This window comes from Serpentinimonas sp. SSL01, from assembly GCF_056323735.1.
Genome location: NZ_CM150487.1, coordinates 867377 through 891470 on the forward strand (window position 1 = coordinate 867377; position 24094 = coordinate 891470).

A 24094-nucleotide genomic window follows, 5' to 3' on the forward strand; every position below is an offset into this window, starting at 1 on the left:
TCGGCTTGGTCCTGACCACCTCCATGCAGTCGCGCGCCATCACAGCTGAATCTGAGGCCGTGCTGGCGCAAAAGAGCGAGAAGCTGCAACTGGCCACCCGTTGGGCCGGTTTGGTGGAAACCAATGTGACTCGGGTTCAGGCGTCCTTTATTGCCTCCAACCCGACGCTGGATGCCACCTTCGGCGACTTGATTCCGCAGACCGTGCGAGAAATTACAGCGGTGCAGCAGCGGCTGGAAGCCTTGCCCTTGAGCGCCCAAGATCAAGAGCTGATGCAGCGCATTGCCCAGGGCCGCCAGGCGGTTTTGGACTCATTGGCTCGGGCGCGGCAGTTGCGAGAGCAAGGTCAGCCAGATGCCGCCATACAAGAAATCACCCAAACTTTCAACCCATTGGTCGGGCCGTACCTGAACAGTCTGCGTGAGTTCGCAGAGCTGCAGAGCAGCCAGCTGAGAGATTCGCAGGCCGGTTTTGCCGTACAACGCGACCTCAACATGGCGCGCGCGTCTGCCATGCTTGGGGTGCTAATCCTGCTCATTCTGGCAGGGGCTTGGTTGCTGATTCGCAGCATCCGCACGCCCCTCAACGAGGTCATGGCCTTTGCGCAGCAGATGGCTGATGGCAACCTGGGGGTGAGCTTGTCGATCAAGCGCCAAGACGAGTTTGGCCAGATGAGCCGCACCCTGAACGCCATGCGCAAACAGATTGCGCAGGTGGTGGCCGACGTGCGCCACGGCACCGACGGCATCACGGCGGTGGCGCAGGAAATTGCTGCCGGCAATCAGAACCTGAGCGAGCGCACCGAACAGAGCGCGAGCAATCTTGAGCAAACGGCGGCCAGCATGGAGAGCATGTCGGAGGGCATCGGGCATTCGGCGGCTTCGGCGCGCACCGCCAGCGAGCTGGCCACGGCTGCGGGCCAGAGCGCGCAGCAAGGCCGCGAGGTGGTGGGCAGCGTGGTGCATACCATGAGCGAGATCCAGCAAGCGTCGAAAAAAATCAGCGAAATCATCTCCGTGATCGATGGCATCGCGTTTCAGACCAATATCTTGGCGCTCAACGCCGCGGTCGAGGCGGCGCGGGCGGGTGAGGCCGGGCGCGGCTTTGCGGTGGTGGCCTCCGAAGTGCGCTCGCTGGCTGGGCGCAGCGCCGAAGCGGCCAAAGAGATCAAGGTGTTGATCAACAACAGCGTCGATCGTGTCGGGGCGGGCGTGGGTCTGGTGAACCAGGCGGGTGAATCAATCCAAGCCATCGTCGAACAGGTCGAGCGCGTGCGCGATGTGGTGGCCGAAATATCGAGCGCTTCGGCCGAGCAGGCCGAAGGGGTGGCGCAGATCAATGCCGCAGTCAGTCAGCTCGATCAGATGACGCAGCAAAACGCGGCGCTGGTCGAGCAAAGCGCAGCCGCTGCTGCAGCCATGAGCGAGCAGGCGCGCGCGCTCTCGGAAGTGGTGTGCCGCTTCCGGCTCGAATAAGCTTGATTTGTTGCGCTGTTCCCGTTGGGCTGGCTTTCAGCCCCGGGCCTGCAAATCATCGGGCGCAGCGGGCGCAGCAGGCGCAGCGGGCGCGCTGCCGGCAGCAGCGGTAGCCGCCCATTCGCGCCAGACGGCCAGCAGCACCGCGAGGATGACCGGGCCGACGAACAGCCCGATCAGCCCGAATGCGCCGAGCCCGCCGAGCACGCCAAACAGCACGATCAGGAACGGCACCTTGGATACGCCGCTGATGATCAGCGGGCGCACCAGATTGTCGATCCAGCTCACCGCCAGCATGCCCCACAGCAGCAGGCCGATGCCGGCTGCAACATAGCCGGTGAGCAGCAGCCACAGCGCCATCGGCATCCAGATGAGAATGGCGCCGAACGGGATCAGCGCCAGCAACGCGGTGGCCGCACCCCAAAACACCGGCGCTGAGATGCCCACCGCCCAATAGCCCAGCCCCGCCACGAAGCCCTGCGCGACCCCGGCCAGCAGCAGGCCATAAACGACGGCGCGGGTGGTGTTGCCGACGGCATCGAAGTAAGCCTGGACGCGGTTGCCCAGTAGCCCGCGCAACACCTGGCGCGATTCTTGGAACAACTGCTCGCCGTCGCGAAACAGGAAAAACGCCGTCAGCAGCGCGATCGCGAAGCGCAGCGCGTTCATGCCCAGGTCGCCCAGCAGGCCGACGGCGCGCGCGCCAAGCCACTGCCCCCACTGCTCACCGAGTGCGGCGAGGTAGCGGCCCAGCTCTTGGCGGTCGCCACCGATCACCACCAGCTGCTCTTGCAACCACGGCCCCAGCACGGGGATTGCAGCCAGCGGCTGCGGCAGTTCGACGCCGGCCCGCAGAAACGCCATCGCATCACGCAGCGCGCCCGTGCCCTCGCGCTGCATCATCAGCAGCAGCCACAGTGGCACTGCGACCAGTATCACGGCCAGCGCCATGGTCATGATGAACGCGGCCCAGCCGCGCCGACCGTTGAAGCGCCGCACCAGCCGCTCGTACAGCGGCCAAGATACGTAGACCAAGATCGCCGCCCAAGCCACCGCGGTCAGGAAGGGCTGCAGCACGATCAGGCCAGCGAGCAGCAGCGCGCCCAGCAGCAAGGCGACGAGGCCGTTGCGCAGCCAGGCGGGGGGGTGGACGTCTTGCATGGGCGGCGATTGTTTGGGGCTGGTTTAGAGCGTGTCCATGAAGCTGCGCAGTTTATCGGAGCGGCTGGGGTGCTTGAGCTTGCGCACCGCTTTGTTTTCGATCTGGCGGATGCGCTCGCGCGTGACGTCGAACTGCTTGCCCACTTCTTCGAGCGTGTGGTCGGTGGACATTTCGATGCCGTAGCGCATGCGCAGCACCTTGGCCTCGCGAGGGGTCAGGGAGTCGAGGATTTCTTTGACTACTTCGCGCAAGCCGGCTTGCATGGCGGCGTCGATCGGCGCGGTGTTGGCGTTGTCCTCGATGAAGTCGCCCAGGTGCGAATCGTCGTCGTCGCCGATCGGGGTTTCCATGCTGATCGGCTCTTTGGCGATCTTCATGATCTTGCGGATTTTATCCTCGGGGATTTCCATCTTCTCGGCCAGCATCGAGGCGTCGGGCTCGAAGCCGTGCTCCTGCAGGTGCTGGCGGCTGAGGCGGTTCATCTTGTTGATGGTCTCGATCATGTGCACCGGGATGCGGATGGTGCGCGCCTGATCGGCGATCGAGCGCGTGATCGCTTGCCGGATCCACCAAGTGGCGTAGGTGGAAAACTTGTAGCCGCGCCGGTATTCGAACTTGTCCACCGCCTTCATCAGGCCGATGTTGCCCTCTTGGATCAGGTCGAGGAACTGCAGGCCGCGGTTGGTGTATTTTTTGGCGATGCTGATGACCAAGCGCAGGTTGGCCTCGATCATCTCTTTTTTGGCGTTGCGCGACATGCGCTCGCCGTCGTTCATGCGCTTGTGGATGGCTTTGAGCTGCTCCAGCGGCACCACCACGCTGGTCTGCAGGTCGATGAGCTGCTGCTGCAGTTCCTGGATCGGCGGAATGTGGCGCCCCATGCTGGCGCTCCACGGCTTGCCGGCAGCGGCCTGCTTTTCGACCCACTGGCGGTTGAGCAGGTTGGGCGGGAAGTCGGCCACAAACTTGTCTTGTGGCATGCGGCATTTGTCCACGATGATGCGGCGCAGTTCGCGCTCTTTCTTGCGCACCGACTCGACTTGCTGGCGCACCGTGTCGCACAGCTTTTCGATCGCTTTGGCGGTGAAGCGGATGGTCATCAGCTTGGCGGTCAGTTGCGCTTGCGCCTGCTGATAAGCCGGGCTGGCGTAGCCGTGCTGGTCGTAGCTGGAGTGCAGCTGCTCGAACAGCCCGCGCAGGGCATCGAAGCGCGCCAAGGCCTCGCGCTTGAGCTCTTCCATTTTGCGCGACACCGCCTTGGAGCCGCCTTTGCCGTCGTCGTCGCTGGCTTCGTCGTAGTCGTCGAAGTCTTCTTCGGCCACGTAGTCGTCGGCCTCGTCGGCGTCGGAAAAGCCATCGACAAAGGTCGAGATCACCACCGCACCGGCGCGAACTTCCTCGGCCATGTTCAGGATTTCGTTGATGGTGGCGGGCGACTGCGAGATCGCGGCCATCATCTCGTTGAGGCCGCCTTCGATGCGCTTGGCGATTTCGATCTCGCCCTCGCGCGTGAGCAGTTCGACCGTGCCCATTTCGCGCATGTACATGCGCACCGGGTCGGTGGTGCGGCCAAACTCGCTGTCCACCGTGGAGAGCGCGGCCTCGGCTTCTTCTTCGGCTTCTTCTTCGGTGGCCGAAGTCGGGCCGGCGTTGGACAGCAGCAGCGTTTCGGCGTCGGGCGTTTGCTCATAGACCGCCACGCCCATGTCGTTGAGCAGCGACACCACGACTTCGAGCGTTTCGGCCTCGGCCAGCTTGTCGGGCAGGTGGTCGTTGATTTCGCCGTGCGTCAGGTAGCCGCGCGTCTTGCCGAGCTTGATCAGGGCCTTGAGGTGGTCGCGCCTGGCCTTGGCTTCTTCTTCGGTCAGGATGGTGTCGTCGAGCCCGAACTCTTTCATCAGGGCGCGCTCTTTGGCCTTGCTGATTTTCATGCGCAAGGGCTTGGCCTTTTCGACCGTCTCGGACGCCTCACCCGCATCGGCGGTGCCGTCAGCCGCGAGCGCGGCATCGGGATCGGCGCTGAACTCTTCTTCGAGGTCGATCAGATCGACTTCGTCGCGGATCGGCGGCGCGGCCGGAATGGCCTCGGGCAGCGCCGTGGCTTTAGGCTTGCGGCTGCGCTTGACCGCTGGTGCCGCCACGGGTGCAGCCGCTGCGGTGGCGGGCAGGGCGGGGGCCTTGGCGGTTGCGGCGGCGGTTGCGGCGGCGGTTGCGGCGGCGGCGACAGGGGCTGGGGTTGCCACGTCGGCCTTGGGTGCGCGCGCCGGTTTTTTGCTTGCAACGGGCGCTTTCGCTGAAGCCACAGGCTCCAGGCTGGCGTCTACCGCATGAACCGAGGGCAGCGCGGAGTGGGGCTCTGTGGTGCGGGCTTCAGTTTGGGCTTTTGCGGTCGGTTTTTTGGAGCTCACAAACGGCGCTTTCTGCACGGGCTAAACCCCGGGCGTTGATTGGGATGTCGGAGGTTCACGACCCGCCGACGAGCGTTGGGCCAACGGGGGTCAAGGAAAACCACACCCAACCACAGGGCAGGGCGTGCGGCACAAGTTGAGGGGGCGAACATTTGGGGTGCAGTCCTTGCGAAGGCTGGATTTCCAGTGGCCGAGAGCGTGGAGCCCTTGTTGCCCGTGCGAGGGCGTTGGCCGGTTCGGAGGTGCTGCTGTCGCACTTGTGTAAGCCGGACATTATACTGATTCAGAAACTTTCGCGCAATTTTCGCGCAATTTTTGTTGCGATTTTGGCCTTGGCAGGTGGTCGAACCGAGCAACGCCCGGTCTGATCACCTTTGCTTGTGCAGGTCTACAGGCATGCGCTTGAATCCGGCTTGTCAGGGATTTTCTGACTTCAGGTTCAGTCGTTTTCTGACTCATGTTGTGGCGCAGCAGGCATACAGTGAAAACCATGCAGGCCGCATGGTGCACCTGCAAATGCTGGAGCTCATGACATGATGACAATCAGCGATGCCGCAGGCGTCAGTACCCATGTTGCCATGCAACCAAGGCTGGTTGCCAAGGCCAACGTCGGCTCATTCAAACGAACCGAATACTGGCCATTCACGTTGCGATTGGCCAGCGGTGCGCAGGATATGGCCAAGGTGCTGGAAGTTCGGCACAGTGCCTACGCCCGCCATTTGCCAGAGGCCTTGACAGCCTCGTTGCTCGAGCCCGAAGCGCTGGACAGGGCCGATGGGGTGGTGCTGCTGCTGGCCGAATCCAAGCTCGACGGCGCGCCCATGGGCACCATGCGCATTCAGACCAACCAGGCGCAGCCGCTGGCGCTGGAGCAATCGGTGCAACTGCCGCAGTGGATGCAGGGCTTGCCGCTGGCCGAAGCCACGCGCTTGGGCGTAAGCCTAGACGGCACAGCGAGGCTGGTTAAAGCGGCCTTGTTCAAGGCCTACTACCTGTATTGCCTGCAGGCTGGAATCCGCTACATGGTCATCACGGCCCGCGCTCCGTTGGATCGCCAGTACGAGCGCATGCTGTTCCAGGATGTGTACCCGCATCTGGGCTATATCCCCCTGTCACACGTATTTGATCTTCCACACCGGGTCATGTATCTGGATGTGCAAAACGTGCGCCAGCGCTGGGAGGATGCCGGGCACGCTTGGAGTGAGTTCATGTTTTATACCGAGCACCCCGACCTGCATCAGCAAGCAATCGCATAAGGCGCGTCAGCGGGGTCCGCTGGAACGTGGCAACGCCGCTGCGGGCGGATCGGTGCCGAGCACCAGATCGACATGATCGAGTTCGCTGGAAGCGAGGGTGCTGAGGTAGGCCTTCAGCCGGTCATCGGTGATGAAATCAGCTGCCGACTGGGCTTCTAAGATCGCCTTTGGCGTCTGGGGCCGGGCGACCACGTAACCTTGCACGTAATCGACCCCGATTTCGGCCAGCGTTTCCACGGTTTCAAAGTCTTCGGCCCACTCGGCGATGGTTTTCATGCCCAGGTTTTGCGCCAAGCTGACAATGGCTTCGACGATCGCCACATTGGCCGGGTGGCGGTTCATGTTGACGATGAAGCTGCCGTCGATCTTGAGCAAGTCGGCCGGTAGTTCCTTCAGGTAAGAAAACGAGGTGTAGCCGGCCCCGAAGTCGTCCAGCGCCACCTTGGCGCCGGCAGCGCGCACCCGGTCGATGAAGCGGTGCGTGTTGTCCATATCGTGCAAGGCCACGCTTTCGGTGATCTCTAGGCAGATCCGATGCGCCACACCGCGGTGGCGCTCGAACATGGCAAACACGTCGTCGATGAAGCGCTCGTCGTTGAGCGAAGCCCCGCTCAAATTGACGCAGACGAAGCGGTTTTGTACCAAGGCCTGCTGGTGCTGCTCCAGCCAATCCAAGGTTTTGGCCAGCACCCAGCGGTCGATCACGCCCATGCGGCCGGCAATTTCGGCGGCCTGAATCAAACGCACCGTCGGCACCAGTTGACCGTGTTCGTCGTGCATGCGCAGCAAGACTTCGAAGTTGTGGGACCCATGCGGCGTGCGCAACGACATGATCGGTTGCATCTCCAAAAACAGGCCCGCGACAGACTGCTGGCTGGCCAGTTGTTCGACCAAGTGCAACTGCGCTTCGTGATCGCTGAAGATGCCCGAGCTGCGCTCAAATACCACCAGCGTGTTGCCTTGGCCCTTTTTGGCCATGCGGCAGGCGTGGTCGGCGGTGGCGATCACGTCTTTGGCCAAGCTGCCGGTGGCGACTTCGATCAAGCCGATGGAGCCACGCACTTGGAAGGCGCGCTCGCCGACCTGAAAGGCGCTGCCGCCGATTTGGCTCAGGACTTCCCTGCACACGGCCTCGGCCTGCGCCAGCGGGGTGTGCGGCATGACGATCAAAAACTCGTCGCCGCCGACTCGGCCCAGGTGCATCCCCTGGTTCAAGGGGATTTGGGCCCGTTGACACACGGTGTGCAGCACGGTGTCGCCGGCGGCATGGCCGTAGAGGTCGTTGATGAGCTTGAAGCGATCCAAGTCCAAGTAGGCCACAGCCAGCGGATGGCCGTGCGCCAAGTCGGCCAAGCCGACGCCGAGCACCTGCTCGATGCCGCGCCGGTTCAGCACCTTGGTCAGGGTATCGTGGTGCGCCAAAAACCGCAGGTGTTCGGTGGCTTGGGCCTTTTCGGTGATGTCTTGCAGGGTGCATTCGAGTTTGTCGCCGGCCAAGGCGGCGCGCACCTGAAAGCGTTGCCCCGGTTCGGGCCCGGTCTGGTGCTGCAGCTCGAGTTCGGCGGTGCCGTGTCTGCGCGTCTGCTCCAGCAGGGCATTCCAGTGGGTGGGGCCAAAGCGTTCTGGCCAAGTCTGTGCGCGCAAACCCGCTTCAGTCTCGCCCAGCAGGTGTTGCAGGGCCGGGTTGGCGCTGCTCAAGTGGCCCTGCAGGTCGAGCGTGAACAGGCCGATCGGCAGCACTTCGTAGTTGTGTTGCAGCTCGGCTTGCGCCGCCAGCCGCTGCTCCTGCGCCAAGCGGATCTGCTCGGCGATCGCCAACGACGCCAGCAGGCTGGAGGCCAATGCGGCGGTCAGGCTGTTAAAGACCCACAACAGCCCCTTGAGGCCCAGGGCCGCAGCCGCAACTTCCAACAAGCTTGCAAGGAGCACAACCGATATCGCAGCGGCGTACCAAGCAGCTGCTCTAGAGCGGGTGCGCGTAAAGATTTTGGCAAGAAGAAACAGCAAAACCAGTAAACTGAGGCCTGCGCAAACCCATATGATGGGCAAAAATTGCGCATAAGGTAGGGCGACGGCCAGCAGCAGCAGCGGCACACAACTCCACTTGATGGCGGTGCTCAGGAAGGCGTAACCGACCTTCGCCAACTCGTCTCGCAGCAGCGAGACGAACAGGGTAAAAGTCACCACATAATAAAGCGCCAGCGTCAACGGCCGCATGGTTTGTAGCCATTCGTAGGGGATGGTGTGCCCCAGCCACTGCTGATCCCAGCCCATCGAGAGCGCGGCCATGCGCAAGTTCACCACCAGCCAGGCCGCAAACAGGACGTAGGTGCGGTTGCGGTTGATCAGGCCAGCGATCAGGGTAAAGAGCGCCAGCACCAGAATACCGCCGTCGAGCAAGCCCGAGCCACGGTGAAATTGCAATTCGCGCAAGTGCAGTTCGGTGGCATCCCACTGCAAGGCCACGATGCGGCCCGGGCCGACCAGTGCGGTTCGGCACAACAAAGAGCTGGCGCCAGCGGGGTCGAAGGCAAAGCCAGCCCGGGCCAGCTGCATGGTGCCCTGCAGCGGTTCGGAGCGCGAGCCGCTGGCCACTAGGTTCAGGGTGCGGGCATCCCAACAAGCCAGACTGTAGGCGTGGCGTGAGGGGAACTCGATGCGTGCAGACGGGGGGGGTGCATCCAGGGGTTGCAGCAGCAGCCAAAAAGGCGTCTCATGCAAGTTGCTGTCTTGTTGCTGCACCGGCTCCGGTGCCGCTTGCGTCAGCCGTTGCAAGGCATCGGAGGCTTGCCACGCACCCTGCGCATCGTGCAGCACCCGAAACTGCAGGACGGTGCCTTGGCCATGGGCGTAATGGCTGTTCCAGCTCCAGAGCGCCCACAGGGTCAGCAGACCAAACAAAACGGGAAGCCAAACCACTGAGAGCGCCAGCAGCGAACGGTCCAAGCCATGGTTGAGGCGGGATGACCAAGCTGCAGACAAGGGTGAAAGTGGGGGCATAAACTGGGACTGACCCGATGTGCTGTTGGCTCCCTTTTGACGCTGAGCCAGATTATGCGACCAATTTCAGCGCTTTCTGTGTATTCTGCGCTTGTGCCACACTCTGCTGCTTATGGATAAACCCGAACTGGCGCAGCAGGCGCTGGCCTGCTACGACCGGCTGTTGCAGCGCGACCAGCGGCTGCGGCCGCGGCCGGGGCAGCGCCTGATGGCCGAACAAGTGGCGCAGACCTTCAGTCAAGCCGATCTGGGGCCGTTGGAGGCCTCGCAGGCTTTGCCCGGGGTGGAGCCGCAGCGGGCCTTGGCCGTCATCCAAGCCGGCACCGGGGTGGGCAAATCGCTCGCCTACTGCGCGCCGGCGCTGGCGCTGGCGCTCGAGCGCAACACGCGCGTGCTCATCAGCACCGCCACCGTGGCCTTGCAAGAGCAACTGGTGCACAAAGACTTGCCGGCCCTGGTGGCGCAGTTCGAACAGCCCATACGCTACGCCTTGGCCAAGGGCCGCGGCCGCTACGTGTGCAAGCTCAAGCTGGAGCGCCGCTTGGCTGGCTTGGGGGCTGCGCGGGGCAATGACGCCGCCGCCGACGAGGATTTGCACGAGGACGATTGGTTTCTCGAGGCGCAGCCACCCCAGCCCGGGGGCAGCAGCGACGTGGACACCTTGCTGGCCCTGCAAGCCGATTTGGCCAGCGGTCGCTGGAGCGGCGACTTCGATGACTTGAGCCAGCCCCCTGCAGGCCTGCTGTGGCAGTCGGTGGCGGTGCAAGCCAGTTCGTGTGCGGCGCGCCATTGTCCGGTCTATGGCCAGTGCAGCTATTTCGAGCAGCGCAAGGCGTTGGTGGGGGCGCAGGTGATCGTGGTCAACCACGACTTGTTGCTCAGCACCTTGGGCTCGCGCACCTTGCCCGATCTCGACAACTGCCTGCTGGTGATCGACGAGGCGCACCACCTGCCGGCGGTGGCCTTGGAGCAGTTTGCCAGCCGCATGGACTTGAGCCGCTTGGGCTGGATCGAGCGCTTGGCGCAGCGCGCCATGCGCGCCGGCGCCACATTGGGGCTGGCAGAACTGGCCGGCGTGCACGAACAAGCGGCGGCGCTGCGCCAAGCCATGCAAGAGCTGGCGCGCTGGGTGGTGCAGCAGCATGGCCCTGAGCTGAGCGAGGCGCCGCGGGAGTCTGCTGGCTTGGGCCTGCTGGGCGCCCATGCAGCGACTCGCCCTGCCGCTGCGGCGGCTTTGGGGGCGGTGCCGGCTGGCTTTGCGCCCGAGCGCGTGGCCCGGCTCAGCCAAGGCCAAACCCCCGCTGCGTTGCTGCAGACCTTGGAGGCGCTGCAGCGCAGTTCGGGGGCTTTCATCGACTCGTTGCGGCTGCTGGCCAAGGCGTTGCGCGCCGAAATGCGCGATCAGCCGCAGCAGTCGCGTCAGCTGGCGACTCTGTACGCCCAGTTGGGCAGCCTGACGCCGCGCCTCGAGGCCGCGCACGAGACTGCGCGCTTGTTTTTGCAGCAGCCCAGCCTAGGGGACGAACCGGTCGCCAAATGGTTCAGCGTGCAGTCTGCGGGGGCCGATGCGGCGCTGATGGCGCACGCCAGCCCGACCCTGCCCGGCAGCACCTTGCGCCAGCACCTGTGGGGCTCGGTGCGCGCCGCCGTGCTGACGTCGGCGACCTTGAGCAGCGGCGGGCGTTTTGATTATTTTTTGCGCGAGTCTGGGCTGGAGCACGACCCAGACGCTTGCACGCTCGAAGTGCCCAGCCCCTTCGACTTCAGCCGCCAGGGGCGACTGGTGCTGGGCGGCACCCGCGCCGACCCCAAAGAGGCCAGCGCCTTCAACGCCGAGCTGGTGTGCAGCCTGTTGCAAGATCTGGCCGCAGTGCGCCACGGGGCGCTGGTGCTGTTTACCTCGCGCCTGCAGATGCGGCTGGCTTGCGAGGCCCTGCCGACGGCCCTGCGCGCGCGGGTGCTGGTGCAAAACGAGCTGCCACGCCAGCGCCTGCTGCGCTTGCACGCCGAGCGCGTGGCGGCTGGGCAGCCGTCGATCATTTTTGGCATGCAGTCTTTTGGCGAGGGCCTGGATTTGCCGGGCCGGCTGTGCGAGGACTTGTTCATCACCAAACTGCCCTTTGCCCCGCCCGACGACCCGGTGGGCCAAGCGCGGGCCGAGTGGCTGCGCGCTGCTGGGCGCGACCCGTTTCAAGAGCTGGTGCTGCCCGCGGCGGCGATCCGACTGGCGCAGTGGGTGGGGCGTGCCATCCGCACCGAAGACGACCAAGCGCACGTGGTGTGCTACGACCGGCGCTTGCACCAAAGCAGCTACGGGCGCCAGCTGCTGGCGGGCCTGCCGGGCTTTGAGCGCATCGTGCGCGCGCCGCTTCAGCCGCTGCCAGAGCCGGCCGAGCGCTAACCCGGGCGCTTGCCCCAGCGCACGGGGCGGGAGGGCTTTAAGCGCTCGCCGGCGGAAAACGCCGATACCAAGCGCCATAGACCCAGCAGGCGGCGCAGAACGAAAACGCCCATTCCAGCGTGGCAAACACCACCAGCATGCCCGCCGGCACCATCCACAGCGCGCTGCCCGAGAGGAACAGCGCCAGCGACACGCTGCTGGCGATGAACAAGATTTTGTTGGCAAACATTTTGGCCCCAGCGTCTTCGAGCTTGCCGGCGCAGTTGGCGCGCAGCATCAGCGCTTTCCAGAGGTGGTGCGAGGGGCAGCGGTGGTGGCCGAAGAAGCCGCGCACCAAGCCCAAGGCGACCAGCAGCGCCATCAGCCAAGCGAAATTGAACGCCAACGCCAGCGCGGCGACGGCAAAGGTGAGGAAGGCTTCGAGGCGGATCACGTTGGACCAGACTTGGGGGACGTCGAAACGCAGCATGGAATACTCCTTTAAGAAACGGATGGGGGTATTGTAGCGGGTTCTGGCCAGTCGTGCACAGCGGCTGGTGTTGGCGACCGGTTTGTGCGACCGGTTTGGGCGCTGCGGCAGCCCTACAATCGCTGCAAACGGAGTGCAGCAATGAGCATCAAGAGCGACAAGTGGATCCGCCGCATGGCCGAACAGCAGGGCATGATCGAGCCCTTCGAGCCGGGGCAAGTGCGCCAAGCCGACGGCAAAAAAATCATCAGCTACGGCACCAGCAGCTACGGCTACGACATCCGCTGCGCGCGCGAGTTCAAGGTCTTTACCAACATCCACAGCACGGTGGTGGACCCGAAAAACTTCGACGCCAAGAGCTTTGTCGATTTCGAGGGCGATTCGTGCATCATCCCGCCCAACAGTTTTGCGCTGGCGCGCACGCTGGAGTATTTCCGCATTCCGCGCAACGTGCTCACCATCTGCTTGGGCAAGAGCACCTACGCGCGCTGCGGCATCATCGTCAACGTCACGCCCTTTGAGCCCGAGTGGGAGGGCTTCGTGACGCTGGAGTTTTCCAACACCACGCCGCTGCCGGCCAAGATCTACGCCGGCGAGGGCTGCGCGCAGGTGCTGTTTTTCGAGAGCGACGAGGTGTGTGAGGTGTCGTACAAAGACCGCGGCGGCAAGTACCAAGGCCAGCACGGGGTGACGCTGCCGCGCGCCTGAGCGGGATTGCGGGAAGCGCCATGTCCGAGCACGATCTGTTCAGTTTCGGCCCGCTGCCCAGCGGCGAGCCCGAGCTTTCACGCCCGCGCCGCGACCGGCGCATTGTGGGCCTGCCGCTGCGCCAGACTTGGGATTTGCTCGACGCCCCGCTGCAGGGCGCGCGCACCTTCAGCACCGGCCTGTGGCGCAGCGAGGTGGGCGAATGGGCGATCGCCTTTGGCCCGGCCGAGCGCGAGGTATTTACGGTGCTCGAGGGGCGCTGCCGCATCCGGCGCGACGACGGCAGCCACGTCGAGGCCGGCCCCGGGCAAACCCTGCACATCCCGCCCGGCTTTACCGGCTCGTTTCAGGTGCTCGAGCCGGTGCTCAAGGTCTATGTGATCGTGGAGTAGGGCGGCTCGGCCAGGGGCAGCCGCACGCTGGCGCGCAGCCCGACGCAGCGGCCGTGTTCGTCGAGCCGGTTTTGCAGCTCGATCTGCCCGCCCAGCGTTTGCACGATGCCGTGACAAATGGCCAAGCCGAGGCCCGAGCCCTGCGGGGCGTGCACCGCAGTGTGAAAGGGCCTAAAGGGGTTGTCAAGCAGATCCTGCGGCAGGCCGCCGCCGCTGTCGTCGATCGTCAGTAGGGCCGAGCCGTGCTCCGGTCCGGCCCGCAGTTCGATGCGCAGTGAGCCCCCCGGCGGTGAGTGGCGGATGGCGTTGTGCAGCAGGTTGCGCGCCAGTTCTTTGAGCGACCAATCGTGCGCGCGCACACGGATGGGTATCGACGTCACCGCGCAGGGCCGATTGCAACTGTGTGCGCAGCACCGCCAGCGGCGTCTTGATCTGGTGCGAGGTGTCGCGCACAAAGCGCTTTTGGTGTTGCAGCAGATCGCTCAAGCGCGCCATGTGCTGGTTGGAGGCTTGCAGCAGAGGTTGCAGTTCGGTTGGGGCGGCGGCGCTGTCGAGTGGGCTGAGGTCGTTTTCCGGCCGTGCGGCCAAGGCGGCGCTGAGCCGGCGCACCGGCAGCGTGGCGCGCTGCACCACCACGAACACCACCAGACCGATCAGGGCGATCAACAGGCTTTGGCGCCAGAGGGTGTCGAGCAAAATCTGGCGCGCCAGGGTTTGGCGCAGCTCCAGCGTTTCGGCCACTTGGATGGTGGCCATGCCCAGCCCGTACACCCCGGCCACCGGTTGCAACAACACCGCCACGCGCACCGGTTCGCCTTGGTAGTGGTCGTCGTAAAAGTGCACCAGCGCGGCGTACAGGGTGTTGGTGGGCAGCGTGCCGCGCCAAGGCGGCAGGTCGGCAAAGCCCGCTACCATTTCGCCCGAAAATCCGGTGACGCGGTAGTACAGGCGGCTGCAGTTGTCGGCCTCAAAGGCCTCCAGCGCCGCGTAGGTGAGCGAACCCAACAGCCGGTGGCCGTGCAGCGCATCGGGCACCACTTCGAGCTGTTCGCCGATGGCTTTGGCGCTGGCCAGCAGGGTGCGGTCGTAGGCGGTGTCGGCCGCATTCAGGGCCTGTTGGTACAGCACGTAGGCGTTGAGCACCAGAAAAGCCACCACCGGCAACAAAATGCCCAGCATCAGCTGGTTGCGCAGCGAGCGTGGGGGTGATTTCATTCTTGCGCCTTGAGCAGATAGCCCAGGCCGCGCAAGGTCACGAGTTGGACGCCGAGGTGGGCGATTTTTTTGCGCAGTCTGTACACCACCACCTCGACCGCATCGGGCAGGACTTCATCGGCGTGGGGAAACACCCGTTCCAGCAATTGCTCTTTGGCGATGGCGCGCCCCGGGCGCTCGAGCAGGGCGCGCAGCAGCGCCAGTTCGCGCGGCGCCAGATCGAGCGCGCGGCCCTCAAAGTACACCGCGCTGCTGTCGGGGTCGGCGCGCAGACCGCAAAATGCGGGCCGTGCGCCGGCGTCGGGCGCGCTGCCAGAGCTTGTGGCGCTGCCCTGGCTGCGCCGGTGCAGGGCGTAAATTCGGGCCTCGAGTTCGTCGAGGTCAAAGGGCTTGGGCAGGTAGTCGTCGGCCCCGGTCTTGAGGCCGAGCACCCGGTCGCCCACGGTGCCGCGGGCGGTGAGGATGATCACCGGGGCCGCAAAGCCGTTTTGACGCGCCTTTTGCAGCACCTGCAAGCCGTCGAGTCCGGGCAGGGTCAGGTCGAGCAGCACCACATCGGGGGCGCTGGCGGCCCAAGCGGCCAAGGCCTGACGACCGTCGCCGCACAAGAGCACTTCGATACCGCGCCGCTGCAAGGAACGCTGCAGGCTGGCCTGCATGGCGGGGTTGTCTTCGATCAGCAGCAGCTTCATGGTGTAGTGGAATTATCGTTCGATCGATGGCCTGCAAGCGCTTGCGGGGTGATTGAAGGGGCTCTGAGGGATGAGGGTAAACCACGATCGGTTTGACAGCGCTTTGACAGCTTGGAGGCGCACCATTATGGCTGCGCGGCCAAGGCGGCGGCGATCGGCGGCAGTGGGTCTGCGTGGGGTATCCGCCATCGCCCGAACAGCCAGGCGCAGGGCCAGTCCGGCAGGCATGCGCAGGCGGATCGACTTTGCGGTTACCGGCCGGGGCTGCGGTTGACATTGGGTCAGCACGCAACCAATAGGAGTTGCGTTAAAAACATCCACTACCTGTAGGAGCGTCTTATGCTGAGAACCCTGTCGAAACCAGCTGTCAAGCTGATGGAACGGTATCTGCCCGATCCCTTTATCTTTGTTGTGATTCTGACTTTGATCGCGGCAGCCGCAGCCATGATCTTTGAAGGCGCCACTCCGGTTGCGGTGGTGCAGATGTGGGGTGACGGCTTCTGGGCCTTGTTGGCCTTTGCGATGCAGATGTTGCTGGTTTTGGTGACGGGTTTCATTCTGGCCTCCTCGCCGCCGGTGAAAAAGCTGCTGGCCGCACTGGCCGGGTTGGCAAAAACACCGGGTGCAGCGATTCTGCTCGTGTCGGTTGTGTCGCTGGTGGCGTCATGGGTGAACTGGGGGTTTGGCCTTGTGGTGGGGGCATTGTTCGCCAAGGAACTGGCCCGTCAGGTGCGCGTCGATTACAGGCTGCTGATCGCGGCAGCCTATTCGGGGTTTGTGATCTGGCATGGTGGCATGTCGGGGTCGATTCCGCTGACCATCGCCACGCCGGGGCATTTCACCGAAGCCCAGATCGGCGTGATCGGCACCGGCGAGACGATCTTTGCCGGGTTCAATCTGGCGATTGTGGCAGTGCTGTTCATCGTGATCCCGCTGGTCAACCGGATGATGCTGCCATCCGAATCCGAAAGCGTCTATGTCACGCGGGAGCAGTTGGGTCAGGACGACAAGCCCGCCTTCACGCCCACCCGCCCGGCCGAGCATCTGGAGAATAGCCGCCTGCTGATGTGGATGATCGGTCTGCCGGGGCTGCTGTTTCTGGCGCATTACTGGATTGTGCGTGGTGGGGCCATCAACCTGAACATCGTGAATTTCATGTTCCTGTTCCTTGGCATCCTGATGCATGGCACGGCGCGCAACCTGCTGGATGCTTTGAACGATGGGATCAAGGGCGGTGCGGGCATCGTGATCCAGTTTCCCTTCTATGCGGGGATCATGGGGATCATGACGCAATCAGGGCTGGCAGCCAGCTTGTCCGAAGGGTTTGTCAGCATTTCCACCGCCGAGACGCTGCCGCTGTGGACATTTATCAGCGCAGGGATCGTGAACCTGTTTGTACCATCGGGCGGCGGTCAGTGGGCGGTACAGGCGCCGGTGATCCTGCCTGCGGCAGAAGCATTGGGTGCCGATATGGCCCGTGTGGCGATGGCCGTGGCATGGGGTGACGCGTGGACCAACCTCTTGCAGCCGTTCTGGGCCTTGCCAATGCTGGCCCTGGCGGGGCTGAAAGCCAAGGATATCATGGGCTTTTGTCTGATCCACCTGTTCATTACGGGTGCGATCATCGGCACGTTGCTGGTTGTCTGGTAAACCAACGGCGCCTTTGGCGGAACAATCCCCCGCCCGCAGCGATGCGGGCGGGGTTTTTCATGCGCCTCAGCCTTGGGCGCTGATCACATAAGCCACATATCCCGCCAGCATCAAACCACCCGCAAGCCGCCCGATGCTGGGTCGCGTGACCAGAAACACGGTGAACACCAAGGACACGGCGATCATGATCGGCAGATCGAAGCCAAGGAATCTGTCGGCCACAGGGATCGGGCTGATCACGGCGGTCACGCCAAGGATGCCCAATATGTTGAAGATGTTGGAGCCGACGATATTGCCGATGGCGATTTCCGACTGACAAGCTGGTGCCCCCGCCGCGCACGCACCGCCACCGCTACTTTGGCGTGCTGGCACCGAACTCACCCTTGAGGCCTGCCGTCACGGCGCTGGCGCGTGATGCAGCGGTGAAACCGGCGCAGGTGCAAGCCGAGCCAGCCAGCACGGCTGCAGGCGAGGGCGCACTTGGGGTAAGAAGCCCACTGCCAACCCAGACCGAGCCCGCCCAGCCGGTGCCACCCAAGCGCCCGGCGCACTATTTGTGGGCGGTGCTGATGGCCCGTATCTACGAGGTGTTCCCGCTGCTGTGCCCCATCTGCGGCGGGCAAATGCACATCATCGCCTTCATCACACACAGTGCCGATATCCGCCAAATACTGGAGCACATCGGGGTGGAGACGGAGCCGCCGCACATCACCCCGGCACGCGGGCCGCCACTGTGGGACGAGTGCGACGCGCAAGCCGCAGAGGGCGTGGAGCCAGCCCCAGACTGGGATGAAGCGACCCAGCCGGCCCCGGACTTCGAGGTCGATCAGCGCGTCAGTTGGTAGGGTGGCAACAGCGGTTAACAGTGGTTTTGCCAACGTTGCGAGGCAGCGCTGCGCCTGTCACCGCCAAAAACGGGTCATACCGAAAAATCTCGGGCAACTGGCTTTGAGAAATCAACCCAGCAGTCCCCTGTGTGCATGCCTGAGACGCCCCAAACGTGTGCCATACTTGTGCTCATGCGGTTGGATTTCCTATCCCCTGCCGACGCTGATGCAGGAGGCGGGTTTCGATCCGGTCGAAGAGACGGTCAGCTTCGCCACCCCGTCCGGCGCAATCACGCTCTTTCGGGCGCAAAAGAATACGGGAGACCCCACATGAACACCAAAGTTCAGACACCAAGCGAACACGCCACTGCCACGCTCACCATTCCCGGCATGGGCAGCGATCATTGCGCCGGGATCGTCAAGACATCTCTGAGCCGTCTGGAAGGCGTTGGTGAGATCCGCACCAGCATTGCAAGTCACCGCGCCGAAGTGGCCTTTGACCCCTCCCAGGTCGATGCGGCTGCGCTGAGGAAAGCGGTCGAGCGCGCGGGCTACGAGGTCGATGCCGTTTCAGAGGTTGCAAGGAGCGGGGCGACGGAGGTTCGCCTGATCGTGCCCGGGATGGGCAGCGATCACTGCGCCGGGATCGTGTCAGAATCGATCCGCCGCCTGCCGGGGATCGCCGATGTCTCGACCAGCATCGCCAGCCACCGGGTGCGGGTGCGCTTTGACGGCACACAAACCGATGCTCAGGCGATCCGCAAAGCGGTTGAAAGCGCGGGCTACGAGGTCGACGCGGTCGAGACAGCAACATCGCGCCGCGCGCCGGAGGCCGAGGGCTCGGAGGACCGCTATCTGGCGCAGGCCTGGAGCCGCCTGTGGTTCGCGGCGATTCCGGCATCGCTGATCATGCTGATCATGGTCCCGCACATGTTCTGGCAGCCGATCCCCGGCTACCTTCTGATCGTCGCGCTGTTGGCCTTTCCGGTGGTCTTTCTGCGCGGCGGCTGGGCCACGCATGTCTCGGCCTGGCGCTCGCTGACCAACCGCACGGCGAACATGGACGTGCTGATCTCGATGGGCAGCCTGCCGCCCTATCTGATCGGGTTGATCGGCTTTGTCTATCCGATGACCTCGTTCATCGAGATGGCGGCGACGATCATGACGTTCCATCTGCTGGGCCGTTATCTGGAAACCCGCGCCAAGGGCCGGGCCAGCCAGGCGATCAAGCGTCTGATCACGATGGGCGCCAAGACCGCGACGGTTCTGCGTGATGGCGCCGAGGTCGAGATGCCGGTGTCCGAGCTTGACGTGGGCGATGTCATGCTCGTGCGTCCGGGCGCCAAGGTGCCGACCGATGGCGAGATCGTGGACGGCAACAGCCATCTCGACGAATCCATCGCCACCGGTGAGTCCGTTCCCATCGAAAAGGGACCGGGCGATACGGTGATCGGCGCCACGATCAACAAGGAGGGGCTGCTGAAGGTCCGCGCCACGCGGGTCGGCGCAGACACGTTTCTGGCGCAGGTCATCCGGCTGGTCGAGGAGGCGCAGGGCTCGAAAGTGCCGATCCAGGAATTCGCCGACCGGGTCACCGGCAGGTTCGTGCCTGCGGTGCTCGTGGTCAGCCTTGCCAGCTTCGCCATGTGGCTGGTCTTCGGCGAAAGCCTGCGGCCGGTGCTGGACTGGGGCGCGGGCTTCCTGCCCTGGGTCAATCCCGAGCTTTCGCCGCTCATGGTCGGCGTGCTCTCGGGTGTTGCGGTGCTGGTCATCGCCTGCCCCTGTGCGCTGGGGCTGGCCACGCCCACGGCGCTGATGGTGGGCTCAGGCATGGGTGCAGAGCGCGGCGTGCTGATCCGCTCGGGCGAGGCGATCCAGACCTTGAAGGACATCAAGGTGGTCGTGCTGGACAAGACTGGCACGATCACGCGCGGCAAGCCCGCGCTGACCGATGTCCATGCCCTGCCGGGGTTCGATGAGGCACAGGTGCTGCGCGCTGCCGCCTCGGTCGAGGCGGGGTCCGAACACCCGCTGGCGCAGGCCATCGTGACCGGGGCGCGCGAGCGCGGGCTGGACGTGCCCGAGGTCACGCAGTTCAAGTCGATCACCGCGCGCGGTGTGCAGGGCGAGGTTGACAATGAAACCGTGCGGGTGGGCAGCCGTCGGCTATTGAACGAGGCCGGGATCGCGCCCGATGCGCTGGAAGAGCGGCTGGTCGCGCTGGAGACCGAGGGCAAGACCGCGATGCTGGTCGCCATCGGCGACAAGGCTGCGGGGCTCGTCGCGGTGGCGGATACGGTGAAGGAAGACTCGAAAGCTGCCATCGCGGCGATGCACGATCTGGGCATTCATGTCGTCATGGTCACGGGCGACAACGAGCGCACGGCGAAATACGTCGCCTCACAGGTCGGGCTTGACGAGATCAGGGCCGGCGTGCTGCCGGAAGGCAAGGTCGAGGCCATCCGCGAATTGCAGGAAAAGCACGGCCAGCATGTCGCCATGGTCGGTGACGGGATCAACGACGCGCCCGCGCTGAAACAGGCCAATGTCGGCATCGCCATCGGCGCGGGCGCGGATGTCGCAATCGAGGCCGCCGATGTGACTCTTGTCACAGGTGAGCTGACCAAGGTGGTTGAGGCGATCCGGCTGTCAAAGGCCACCTTCCGCAAGATCGTCGAGAACCTGTTCTGGGCGTGGTTCTACAACCTCGCTGCGATCCCGGTTGCCGCTCTGGGCCTGCTGCACCCCATGATCGGCGTCATCGCCATGACTGCAAGCTCGCTGTCGGTCATCGGCAATTCACTGCTGCTGAAGCGCGCCAAGCTGGAGGTCAGGAAATGACAGAACATCCGAAACCGGCACCGCCCGGGGGCCGCGGGATTGCGGGTCTTCTACGCTCCCCGGCCGGACTGGCGATCTGCATCGTGCTCGCCGGTGCGGGGCTGGCGCTCGCCTTCGAGCACCGCGTGCATCTGCTGGCCAGCTTGCCGCTGCTGTTGCCGCTCGCGATCTGCCTGTTGATGCATGTCTTCATGCATCGCGGCCATGGAAGCGGTCGACACTGAAGACATCCATGGCAAGGCACCAACCGCGCCGTGCCATGGCGCCACTTGCAGGACAGGACGAAATGAAGATGACTATTACCCGACGCAGTATCGTGATCGCTTCCGGGATGGGCGCCCTTGGTCTTGGCGGGGTGCTGGCGCTCGCCGCTCACAAGCGTGCGGGCCCGCGCAGGTGCCGCCGACCAACGGCCTGCCGGGCAAGCCCGGCGGCTCTATTTAATGTGGGCTGTCAGGCGCAACCAGGACCGAAAGGCACCGGATATCGCCCGCAGGCAATCCTGGGTACGAGTGGTCGGCAGCGGGTCAAGTTAGCGATCGCGGTCGAGTGCCATCAAAGAATTGACCGACCTCTACCCACGCTGGCCCGCACGCCCAAGTGTCTTCCATCGTCCAGGGTGCCCGGTCCTGGTCATGACAGTTAGCGTCGTAGAGCGGGTCGCTCGCCTTCATCAGCTCGATCTGCGCGATGAGCTCCTTTGCGCTCGCGTGCTCGACTTCGGCCTCGTCGAGCCGGGCCGCCGGGTAGAAGATCTCTTCCTCGATCGTCGCATGGACGGTCAGCATCTGGCAGATCTGGCGCGCCAGGGTCTCCCGCCTGACCAGCGTTCACACGGCTGAGGAGAAGTCTGCAAAATACTGTGTATTTGCGCAGTATTCATGCCAGCCACCGCCAAACCCAAGCGCTACAACCCCCGCCACCCCGAACGCACTCTGCTCTACCAAACCGTGGCCGAGCACTACGAGAGCTGGCTGGAGCTGGCTTGCGAGGGTCAATTTGAGGGCCAGGGCGACCACCACAGCCCCAGGCCCTACGTGCGCAAAGCGTTCGAGAAATATCTGGAGTGCGGCATCTTCGCCCACGGCTTTGCCCGCGCCCGCTGCGACGACTGCGGACACGACTTCCTGGTCGCCTTCTCGTGCAAAGGCAGGGGTGTCTGCCCCTCATGCAACACCCGGCGCATGGCTGAGACGGCGGCACACCTCACCGACCATGTGTTTCCCCGCCTGCCGGTGCGCCAGTGGGTGCTGTCGGTGCCCAAACGGCTGCGGTACTACATGCAGCGAGAGGGCCCGGTGCTGGGCATGGTGCTGCGCATCTTCCTACGCGTCATCGCGCAAACGCTGCAAGCCAACAGCCCTGGTGCGGCCAATGTGGACAAGGCAGCACTGCACATAGGCGCAGTCGCCTTCATCCACCGCTTTGGCTCCAGTCTGAACGAGCATGTGCACTTCCATGTCTGCGCAGTCGATGGCGTGTTTGAGGAAGTGGCGGGCGAGGAGGGCGATGCTGCTGATGCAGCTTCTCAAAGCTCACCATCGCGCATCATCTTCCACCCCGCCACCGGCGTGACTGCGGATGCCGTGGGTCAGGTGCAGGCCAGCTTACGCAAACGCATCCTGCGCGCCTTTGTCGGACGGGGCCTGCTGGAGAGTTTCGAGGCCCAAGAGATGCTGGGCTACAAGCACAGCGGGTTTTCGGCGGACACCAGCGTGTGCATAGCGGCGCACGACCGCGCCGGGCTGGAGCGGCTGCTGCGCTACTGCGCCCGCCCGCCGTTTGCCATGGAGCGGCTGCGCAAAGCGGGCAGCGAGCTGGTCTACCGCTGCGCCAAGCAGCACAGCGAGCCCGGCAGCCTGCCTCACAACAAGCGCGGCGTAAAGGCCGATGAGATCACCCTCACCCCGCTGGAGCTGATTGAACGTATCGCCAAGCTGGTGCCCCCGCCGCGCACGCACCGCCACCGCTACTTTGGCGTGCTGGCACCGAACTCACCCTTGAGGCCTGCCGTCACGGCGCTGGCGCGTGATGCAGCGGTGAAACCGGCGCAGGTGCAAGCCGAGCCAGCCAGCACGGCTGCAGGCGAGGGCGCACTTGGGGTAAGAAGCCCACTGCCAACCCAGACCGAGCCCGCCCAGCCGGTGCCACCCAAGCGCCCGGCGCACTATTTGTGGGCGGTGCTGATGGCCCGTATCTACGAGGTGTTCCCGCTGCTGTGCCCCATCTGCGGCGGGCAAATGCACATCATCGCCTTCATCACACACAGTGCCGATATCCGCCAAATACTGGAGCACATCGGGGTGGAGACGGAGCCGCCGCACATCACCCCGGCACGCGGGCCGCCACTGTGGGACGAGTGCGACGCGCAAGCCGCAGAGGGCGTGGAGCCAGCCCCAGACTGGGATGAAGCGACCCAACCGGCCCCGGACTTCGAGGTCGATCAGCGCGTCAGTTGGTAGGGTGGCAACAGCGGTTAACAGTGGTTTTGCCAACGTTGCGAGGCAGCGCTGCGCCTGTCACCGCCAAAAACGGGTCATACCGAAAAATCTCGGGCAACTGGCTTTGAGAAATCAACCCAGCAGCCCCCTGTGTGCATGCCTGAGACGCCCCAAACGTGTGCCATACTTGCGCTCATGCGGTTGGATTTCCTATCCCCGGCTTGGCGGCGGCGCGCTTGAGGCGGGTTTAGCGCGGCCAAGCCCGGCGCAGGCTGCCCGGCGGCAGCAGCACCGCCGCAATCGCCACCATGACGCAGAGCACCGCCACGCCGTCTTGCCAGCGCGGCCATTCGTTCATGATCAGGGTGGCGCTGGCGGTGCCGATCAGGGGCACGAGCATCACGCTCATGGCGCTGGTGGCCGGCGGCAGGTGGCGCGCGAGCGAAAACCAGATGATCTGGGCAAAGCCGTAGTTGAACACCACGCCGTAGGCCAGGCTGATCCACATCGGCACGCTGAACTGGAACTGCGGCCACGGTTCGCTGGCCGCCGCCATGAGCCACATGCAGACGCTGGTGAGCGCCATCATCCAGACGGTGAGCGCCTCCACCGGCAGCGTGAGCTGGGCGCGGCGCATCATCAGCGTGCCGATGGCCCAGCAGATCGCCGCCCCGAGCATGACGACGACGCCAAAGGGGCTGCCGGCGAGGTTGCCCCATTCGTCGGCCAGCAGCAGGGTCACGGCCAGCAGCACCGCCAGCGCCGCCGCCACGCTGCGCCGCGTCAGGCGCTGGCCAAAGAACAGCGCGCCCAGCAGCACCGTCCAGACCGGCATGGTAAAGCCCAAAATGGCGGCGCGCCCGCTGGCCAGCGCCTGCACGCCAAAGATCGACAGCGTGTGCCAGCCGAGCAGATTGGGCAGGCCCAAGGTGACGATGCTGCGCCACTCCGACGCGCCGTAGGGCACCATGCGCACGCCGCGCAGATAAAAAAACACCGCCAGCCAGAGCGTGCCGCCGGTCATGGTGAAGGCACGGAAATACAGCGGCGTGAGCTCTTGCAGCGAGAGCTTCATCATCGGCCAGTTGACGCCCCACATCAGCGTGAGCGCGACCAGCCCGACCAATTGCTGGCGGCTGAGCATGGGGGCGGTTTAG

Annotated in this window: 16 protein-coding genes and 3 pseudogenes; 10 read left to right on the forward strand and 9 right to left on the reverse strand. The window is 64.5% G+C overall.

The window, feature by feature from the left end; translation table 11 throughout:
* Window positions 1–5: 5 nt before the first annotated feature.
* Window positions 6–1475: a methyl-accepting chemotaxis protein gene (locus ACVMK0_RS04210; RefSeq protein ID WP_476464409.1), complete on the forward strand. Its 1470-nt coding sequence runs from the start codon at window positions 6–8 to the stop codon at window positions 1473–1475.
* 36 nt (window positions 1476–1511) lie between these two features.
* Here ACVMK0_RS04210 and ACVMK0_RS04215 read toward each other — a convergent pair whose 3' ends face one another.
* A complete protein-coding gene (locus tag ACVMK0_RS04215; RefSeq protein WP_476464410.1) occupies window positions 1512–2636 on the reverse strand; it encodes an AI-2E family transporter in 1125 nt (374 codons plus the stop codon).
* 24 nt (window positions 2637–2660) lie between these two features.
* On the reverse strand, window positions 2661–5045 hold the full coding sequence (gene rpoD / locus ACVMK0_RS04220; protein WP_476464411.1) for an RNA polymerase sigma factor RpoD: 2385 nt from the start codon (window positions 5043–5045) through the stop codon (window positions 2661–2663).
* A 533-nt stretch (window positions 5046–5578) separates the two neighbouring features.
* On the opposite strand from rpoD, the gene ACVMK0_RS04225 reads away from it, so the two are divergent.
* Window positions 5579–6301 (forward strand): N-acyl amino acid synthase FeeM domain-containing protein, encoded by a 723-nt coding sequence (locus tag ACVMK0_RS04225; RefSeq protein WP_144400270.1) that lies wholly within the window; start codon window positions 5579–5581, stop codon window positions 6299–6301.
* A gap of 6 nt (window positions 6302–6307) precedes the next feature.
* On the opposite strand, the gene ACVMK0_RS04230 is transcribed toward ACVMK0_RS04225, so the two are convergent.
* Entirely contained in the window at window positions 6308–9247 is a 2940-nt protein-coding gene (locus ACVMK0_RS04230; protein ID WP_476464412.1) for a putative bifunctional diguanylate cyclase/phosphodiesterase, read from the reverse strand.
* 166 nt (window positions 9248–9413) lie between these two features.
* Between ACVMK0_RS04230 and dinG the strand changes: the two genes are divergently transcribed.
* Entirely contained in the window at window positions 9414–11702 is a 2289-nt protein-coding gene (gene dinG, locus ACVMK0_RS04235; protein ID WP_476464413.1) for an ATP-dependent DNA helicase DinG, read from the forward strand.
* A gap of 37 nt (window positions 11703–11739) precedes the next feature.
* On the opposite strand, the gene ACVMK0_RS04240 is transcribed toward dinG, so the two are convergent.
* Complete coding sequence (locus ACVMK0_RS04240; protein WP_045535287.1) at window positions 11740–12171, reverse strand: DUF4395 family protein; 432 nt, start codon at window positions 12169–12171, stop codon at window positions 11740–11742.
* Window positions 12172–12312: 141 nt separating this feature from the next.
* Between ACVMK0_RS04240 and dcd the strand changes: the two genes are divergently transcribed.
* Together dcd and ACVMK0_RS04250 are read left to right on the forward strand one after the other, a co-directional pair.
* Window positions 12313–12879, forward strand: a complete 567-nt coding sequence (gene dcd, locus ACVMK0_RS04245; RefSeq protein WP_045535289.1) for a dCTP deaminase — start codon at window positions 12313–12315, stop codon at window positions 12877–12879.
* Between the two features lie 20 nt (window positions 12880–12899).
* The gene (locus tag ACVMK0_RS04250) at window positions 12900–13271 is read left to right on the forward strand and encodes a cupin domain-containing protein (protein WP_250960012.1); all 372 of its coding nucleotides are present in this window, start codon (window positions 12900–12902) and stop codon (window positions 13269–13271) included.
* Here the strand turns inward: ACVMK0_RS04250 and ACVMK0_RS04255 are convergent.
* Both ACVMK0_RS04255 and ACVMK0_RS04260 read right to left on the reverse strand, forming a co-directional pair.
* Window positions 13253–14486: pseudogene (locus tag ACVMK0_RS04255) on the reverse strand (sensor histidine kinase). The gene ACVMK0_RS04250 and the pseudogene ACVMK0_RS04255 overlap by 19 nt on opposite strands.
* Window positions 14483–15178: a response regulator transcription factor gene (locus tag ACVMK0_RS04260; protein ID WP_476464414.1), complete on the reverse strand. Its 696-nt coding sequence runs from the start codon at window positions 15176–15178 to the stop codon at window positions 14483–14485. Before ACVMK0_RS04260 ends, ACVMK0_RS04255 begins: the two are co-directional and overlap by 4 nt.
* 339 nt (window positions 15179–15517) lie before the next feature.
* Between ACVMK0_RS04260 and ACVMK0_RS04265 the strand changes: the two genes are divergently transcribed.
* Window positions 15518–16828, forward strand: a complete 1311-nt coding sequence (locus ACVMK0_RS04265; protein WP_476464415.1) for a short-chain fatty acid transporter — start codon at window positions 15518–15520, stop codon at window positions 16826–16828.
* Window positions 16829–16894: 66 nt separating this feature from the next.
* Here the strand turns inward: ACVMK0_RS04265 and ACVMK0_RS04270 are convergent, their stop codons facing one another.
* Window positions 16895–17209 (reverse strand): sodium:calcium antiporter, encoded by a 315-nt coding sequence (locus ACVMK0_RS04270; RefSeq protein WP_476464416.1) that lies wholly within the window; start codon window positions 17207–17209, stop codon window positions 16895–16897.
* Here ACVMK0_RS04270 and ACVMK0_RS04275 point away from each other — a divergent pair.
* The 3 genes and pseudogenes from ACVMK0_RS04275 to ACVMK0_RS04285 form a co-directional block, all read left to right on the forward strand.
* Window positions 17149–17673 (forward strand): annotated as a pseudogene (locus tag ACVMK0_RS04275) (IS91 family transposase); the annotation flags it as partial. The gene ACVMK0_RS04270 and the pseudogene ACVMK0_RS04275 sit on opposite strands and share 61 nt — an antisense overlap.
* Before the next feature lie 312 nt (window positions 17674–17985).
* The gene (locus ACVMK0_RS04280; RefSeq protein ID WP_476464417.1) at window positions 17986–20496 is read left to right on the forward strand and encodes a heavy metal translocating P-type ATPase; all 2511 of its coding nucleotides are present in this window, start codon (window positions 17986–17988) and stop codon (window positions 20494–20496) included.
* Window positions 20493–20720, forward strand: a complete 228-nt coding sequence (locus ACVMK0_RS04285; RefSeq protein WP_476464418.1) for a DUF2933 domain-containing protein — start codon at window positions 20493–20495, stop codon at window positions 20718–20720. Before ACVMK0_RS04280 ends, ACVMK0_RS04285 begins: the two co-directional genes overlap by 4 nt.
* Window positions 20721–21140: 420 nt before the next feature.
* Here the strand turns inward: ACVMK0_RS04285 and ACVMK0_RS04290 are convergent.
* Window positions 21141–21317: pseudogene (locus tag ACVMK0_RS04290) on the reverse strand (hemerythrin domain-containing protein); the annotation flags it as partial.
* 60 nt (window positions 21318–21377) lie between these two features.
* Here ACVMK0_RS04290 and ACVMK0_RS04295 point away from each other — a divergent pair.
* Window positions 21378–22958 carry an IS91-like element ISCR22 family transposase gene (locus ACVMK0_RS04295; protein WP_011798713.1) on the forward strand — a complete coding sequence of 527 codons (1581 nt, stop codon included), beginning with the start codon at window positions 21378–21380 and terminating at the stop codon, window positions 22956–22958.
* A gap of 226 nt (window positions 22959–23184) precedes the next feature.
* On the opposite strand, the gene ACVMK0_RS04300 is transcribed toward ACVMK0_RS04295, so the two are convergent.
* Window positions 23185–24081 (reverse strand): DMT family transporter, encoded by an 897-nt coding sequence (locus ACVMK0_RS04300; RefSeq protein WP_476464419.1) that lies wholly within the window; start codon window positions 24079–24081, stop codon window positions 23185–23187.
* Window positions 24082–24094: the final 13 nt, after the last annotated feature.

What these genes read in the sequence shown, in the direction of transcription:
- ACVMK0_RS04215 (WP_476464410.1), bottom strand. Translation starts at nt 2,636, where the DNA reads ATGCAAGACGTCCACCCCCCCGCCTGGCTGCGCAACGGCCTCGTCGCC.
- ACVMK0_RS04225 (WP_144400270.1), top strand. Translation starts at nt 5,579, where the DNA reads ATGATGACAATCAGCGATGCCGCAGGCGTCAGTACCCATGTTGCCATG.
- dinG (WP_476464413.1), top strand. Translation starts at nt 9,414, where the DNA reads ATGGATAAACCCGAACTGGCGCAGCAGGCGCTGGCCTGCTACGACCGG.
- ACVMK0_RS04240 (WP_045535287.1), bottom strand. Translation starts at nt 12,171, where the DNA reads ATGCTGCGTTTCGACGTCCCCCAAGTCTGGTCCAACGTGATCCGCCTC.
- dcd (WP_045535289.1), top strand. Translation starts at nt 12,313, where the DNA reads ATGAGCATCAAGAGCGACAAGTGGATCCGCCGCATGGCCGAACAGCAG.
- ACVMK0_RS04250 (WP_250960012.1), top strand. Translation starts at nt 12,900, where the DNA reads ATGTCCGAGCACGATCTGTTCAGTTTCGGCCCGCTGCCCAGCGGCGAG.
- ACVMK0_RS04260 (WP_476464414.1), bottom strand. Translation starts at nt 15,178, where the DNA reads ATGAAGCTGCTGCTGATCGAAGACAACCCCGCCATGCAGGCCAGCCTG.
- ACVMK0_RS04265 (WP_476464415.1), top strand. Translation starts at nt 15,518, where the DNA reads ATGCTGAGAACCCTGTCGAAACCAGCTGTCAAGCTGATGGAACGGTAT.
- ACVMK0_RS04280 (WP_476464417.1), top strand. Translation starts at nt 17,986, where the DNA reads ATGAACACCAAAGTTCAGACACCAAGCGAACACGCCACTGCCACGCTC.
- ACVMK0_RS04285 (WP_476464418.1), top strand. Translation starts at nt 20,493, where the DNA reads ATGACAGAACATCCGAAACCGGCACCGCCCGGGGGCCGCGGGATTGCG.
- ACVMK0_RS04295 (WP_011798713.1), top strand. Translation starts at nt 21,378, where the DNA reads ATGCCAGCCACCGCCAAACCCAAGCGCTACAACCCCCGCCACCCCGAA.
- ACVMK0_RS04300 (WP_476464419.1), bottom strand. Translation starts at nt 24,081, where the DNA reads ATGCTCAGCCGCCAGCAATTGGTCGGGCTGGTCGCGCTCACGCTGATG.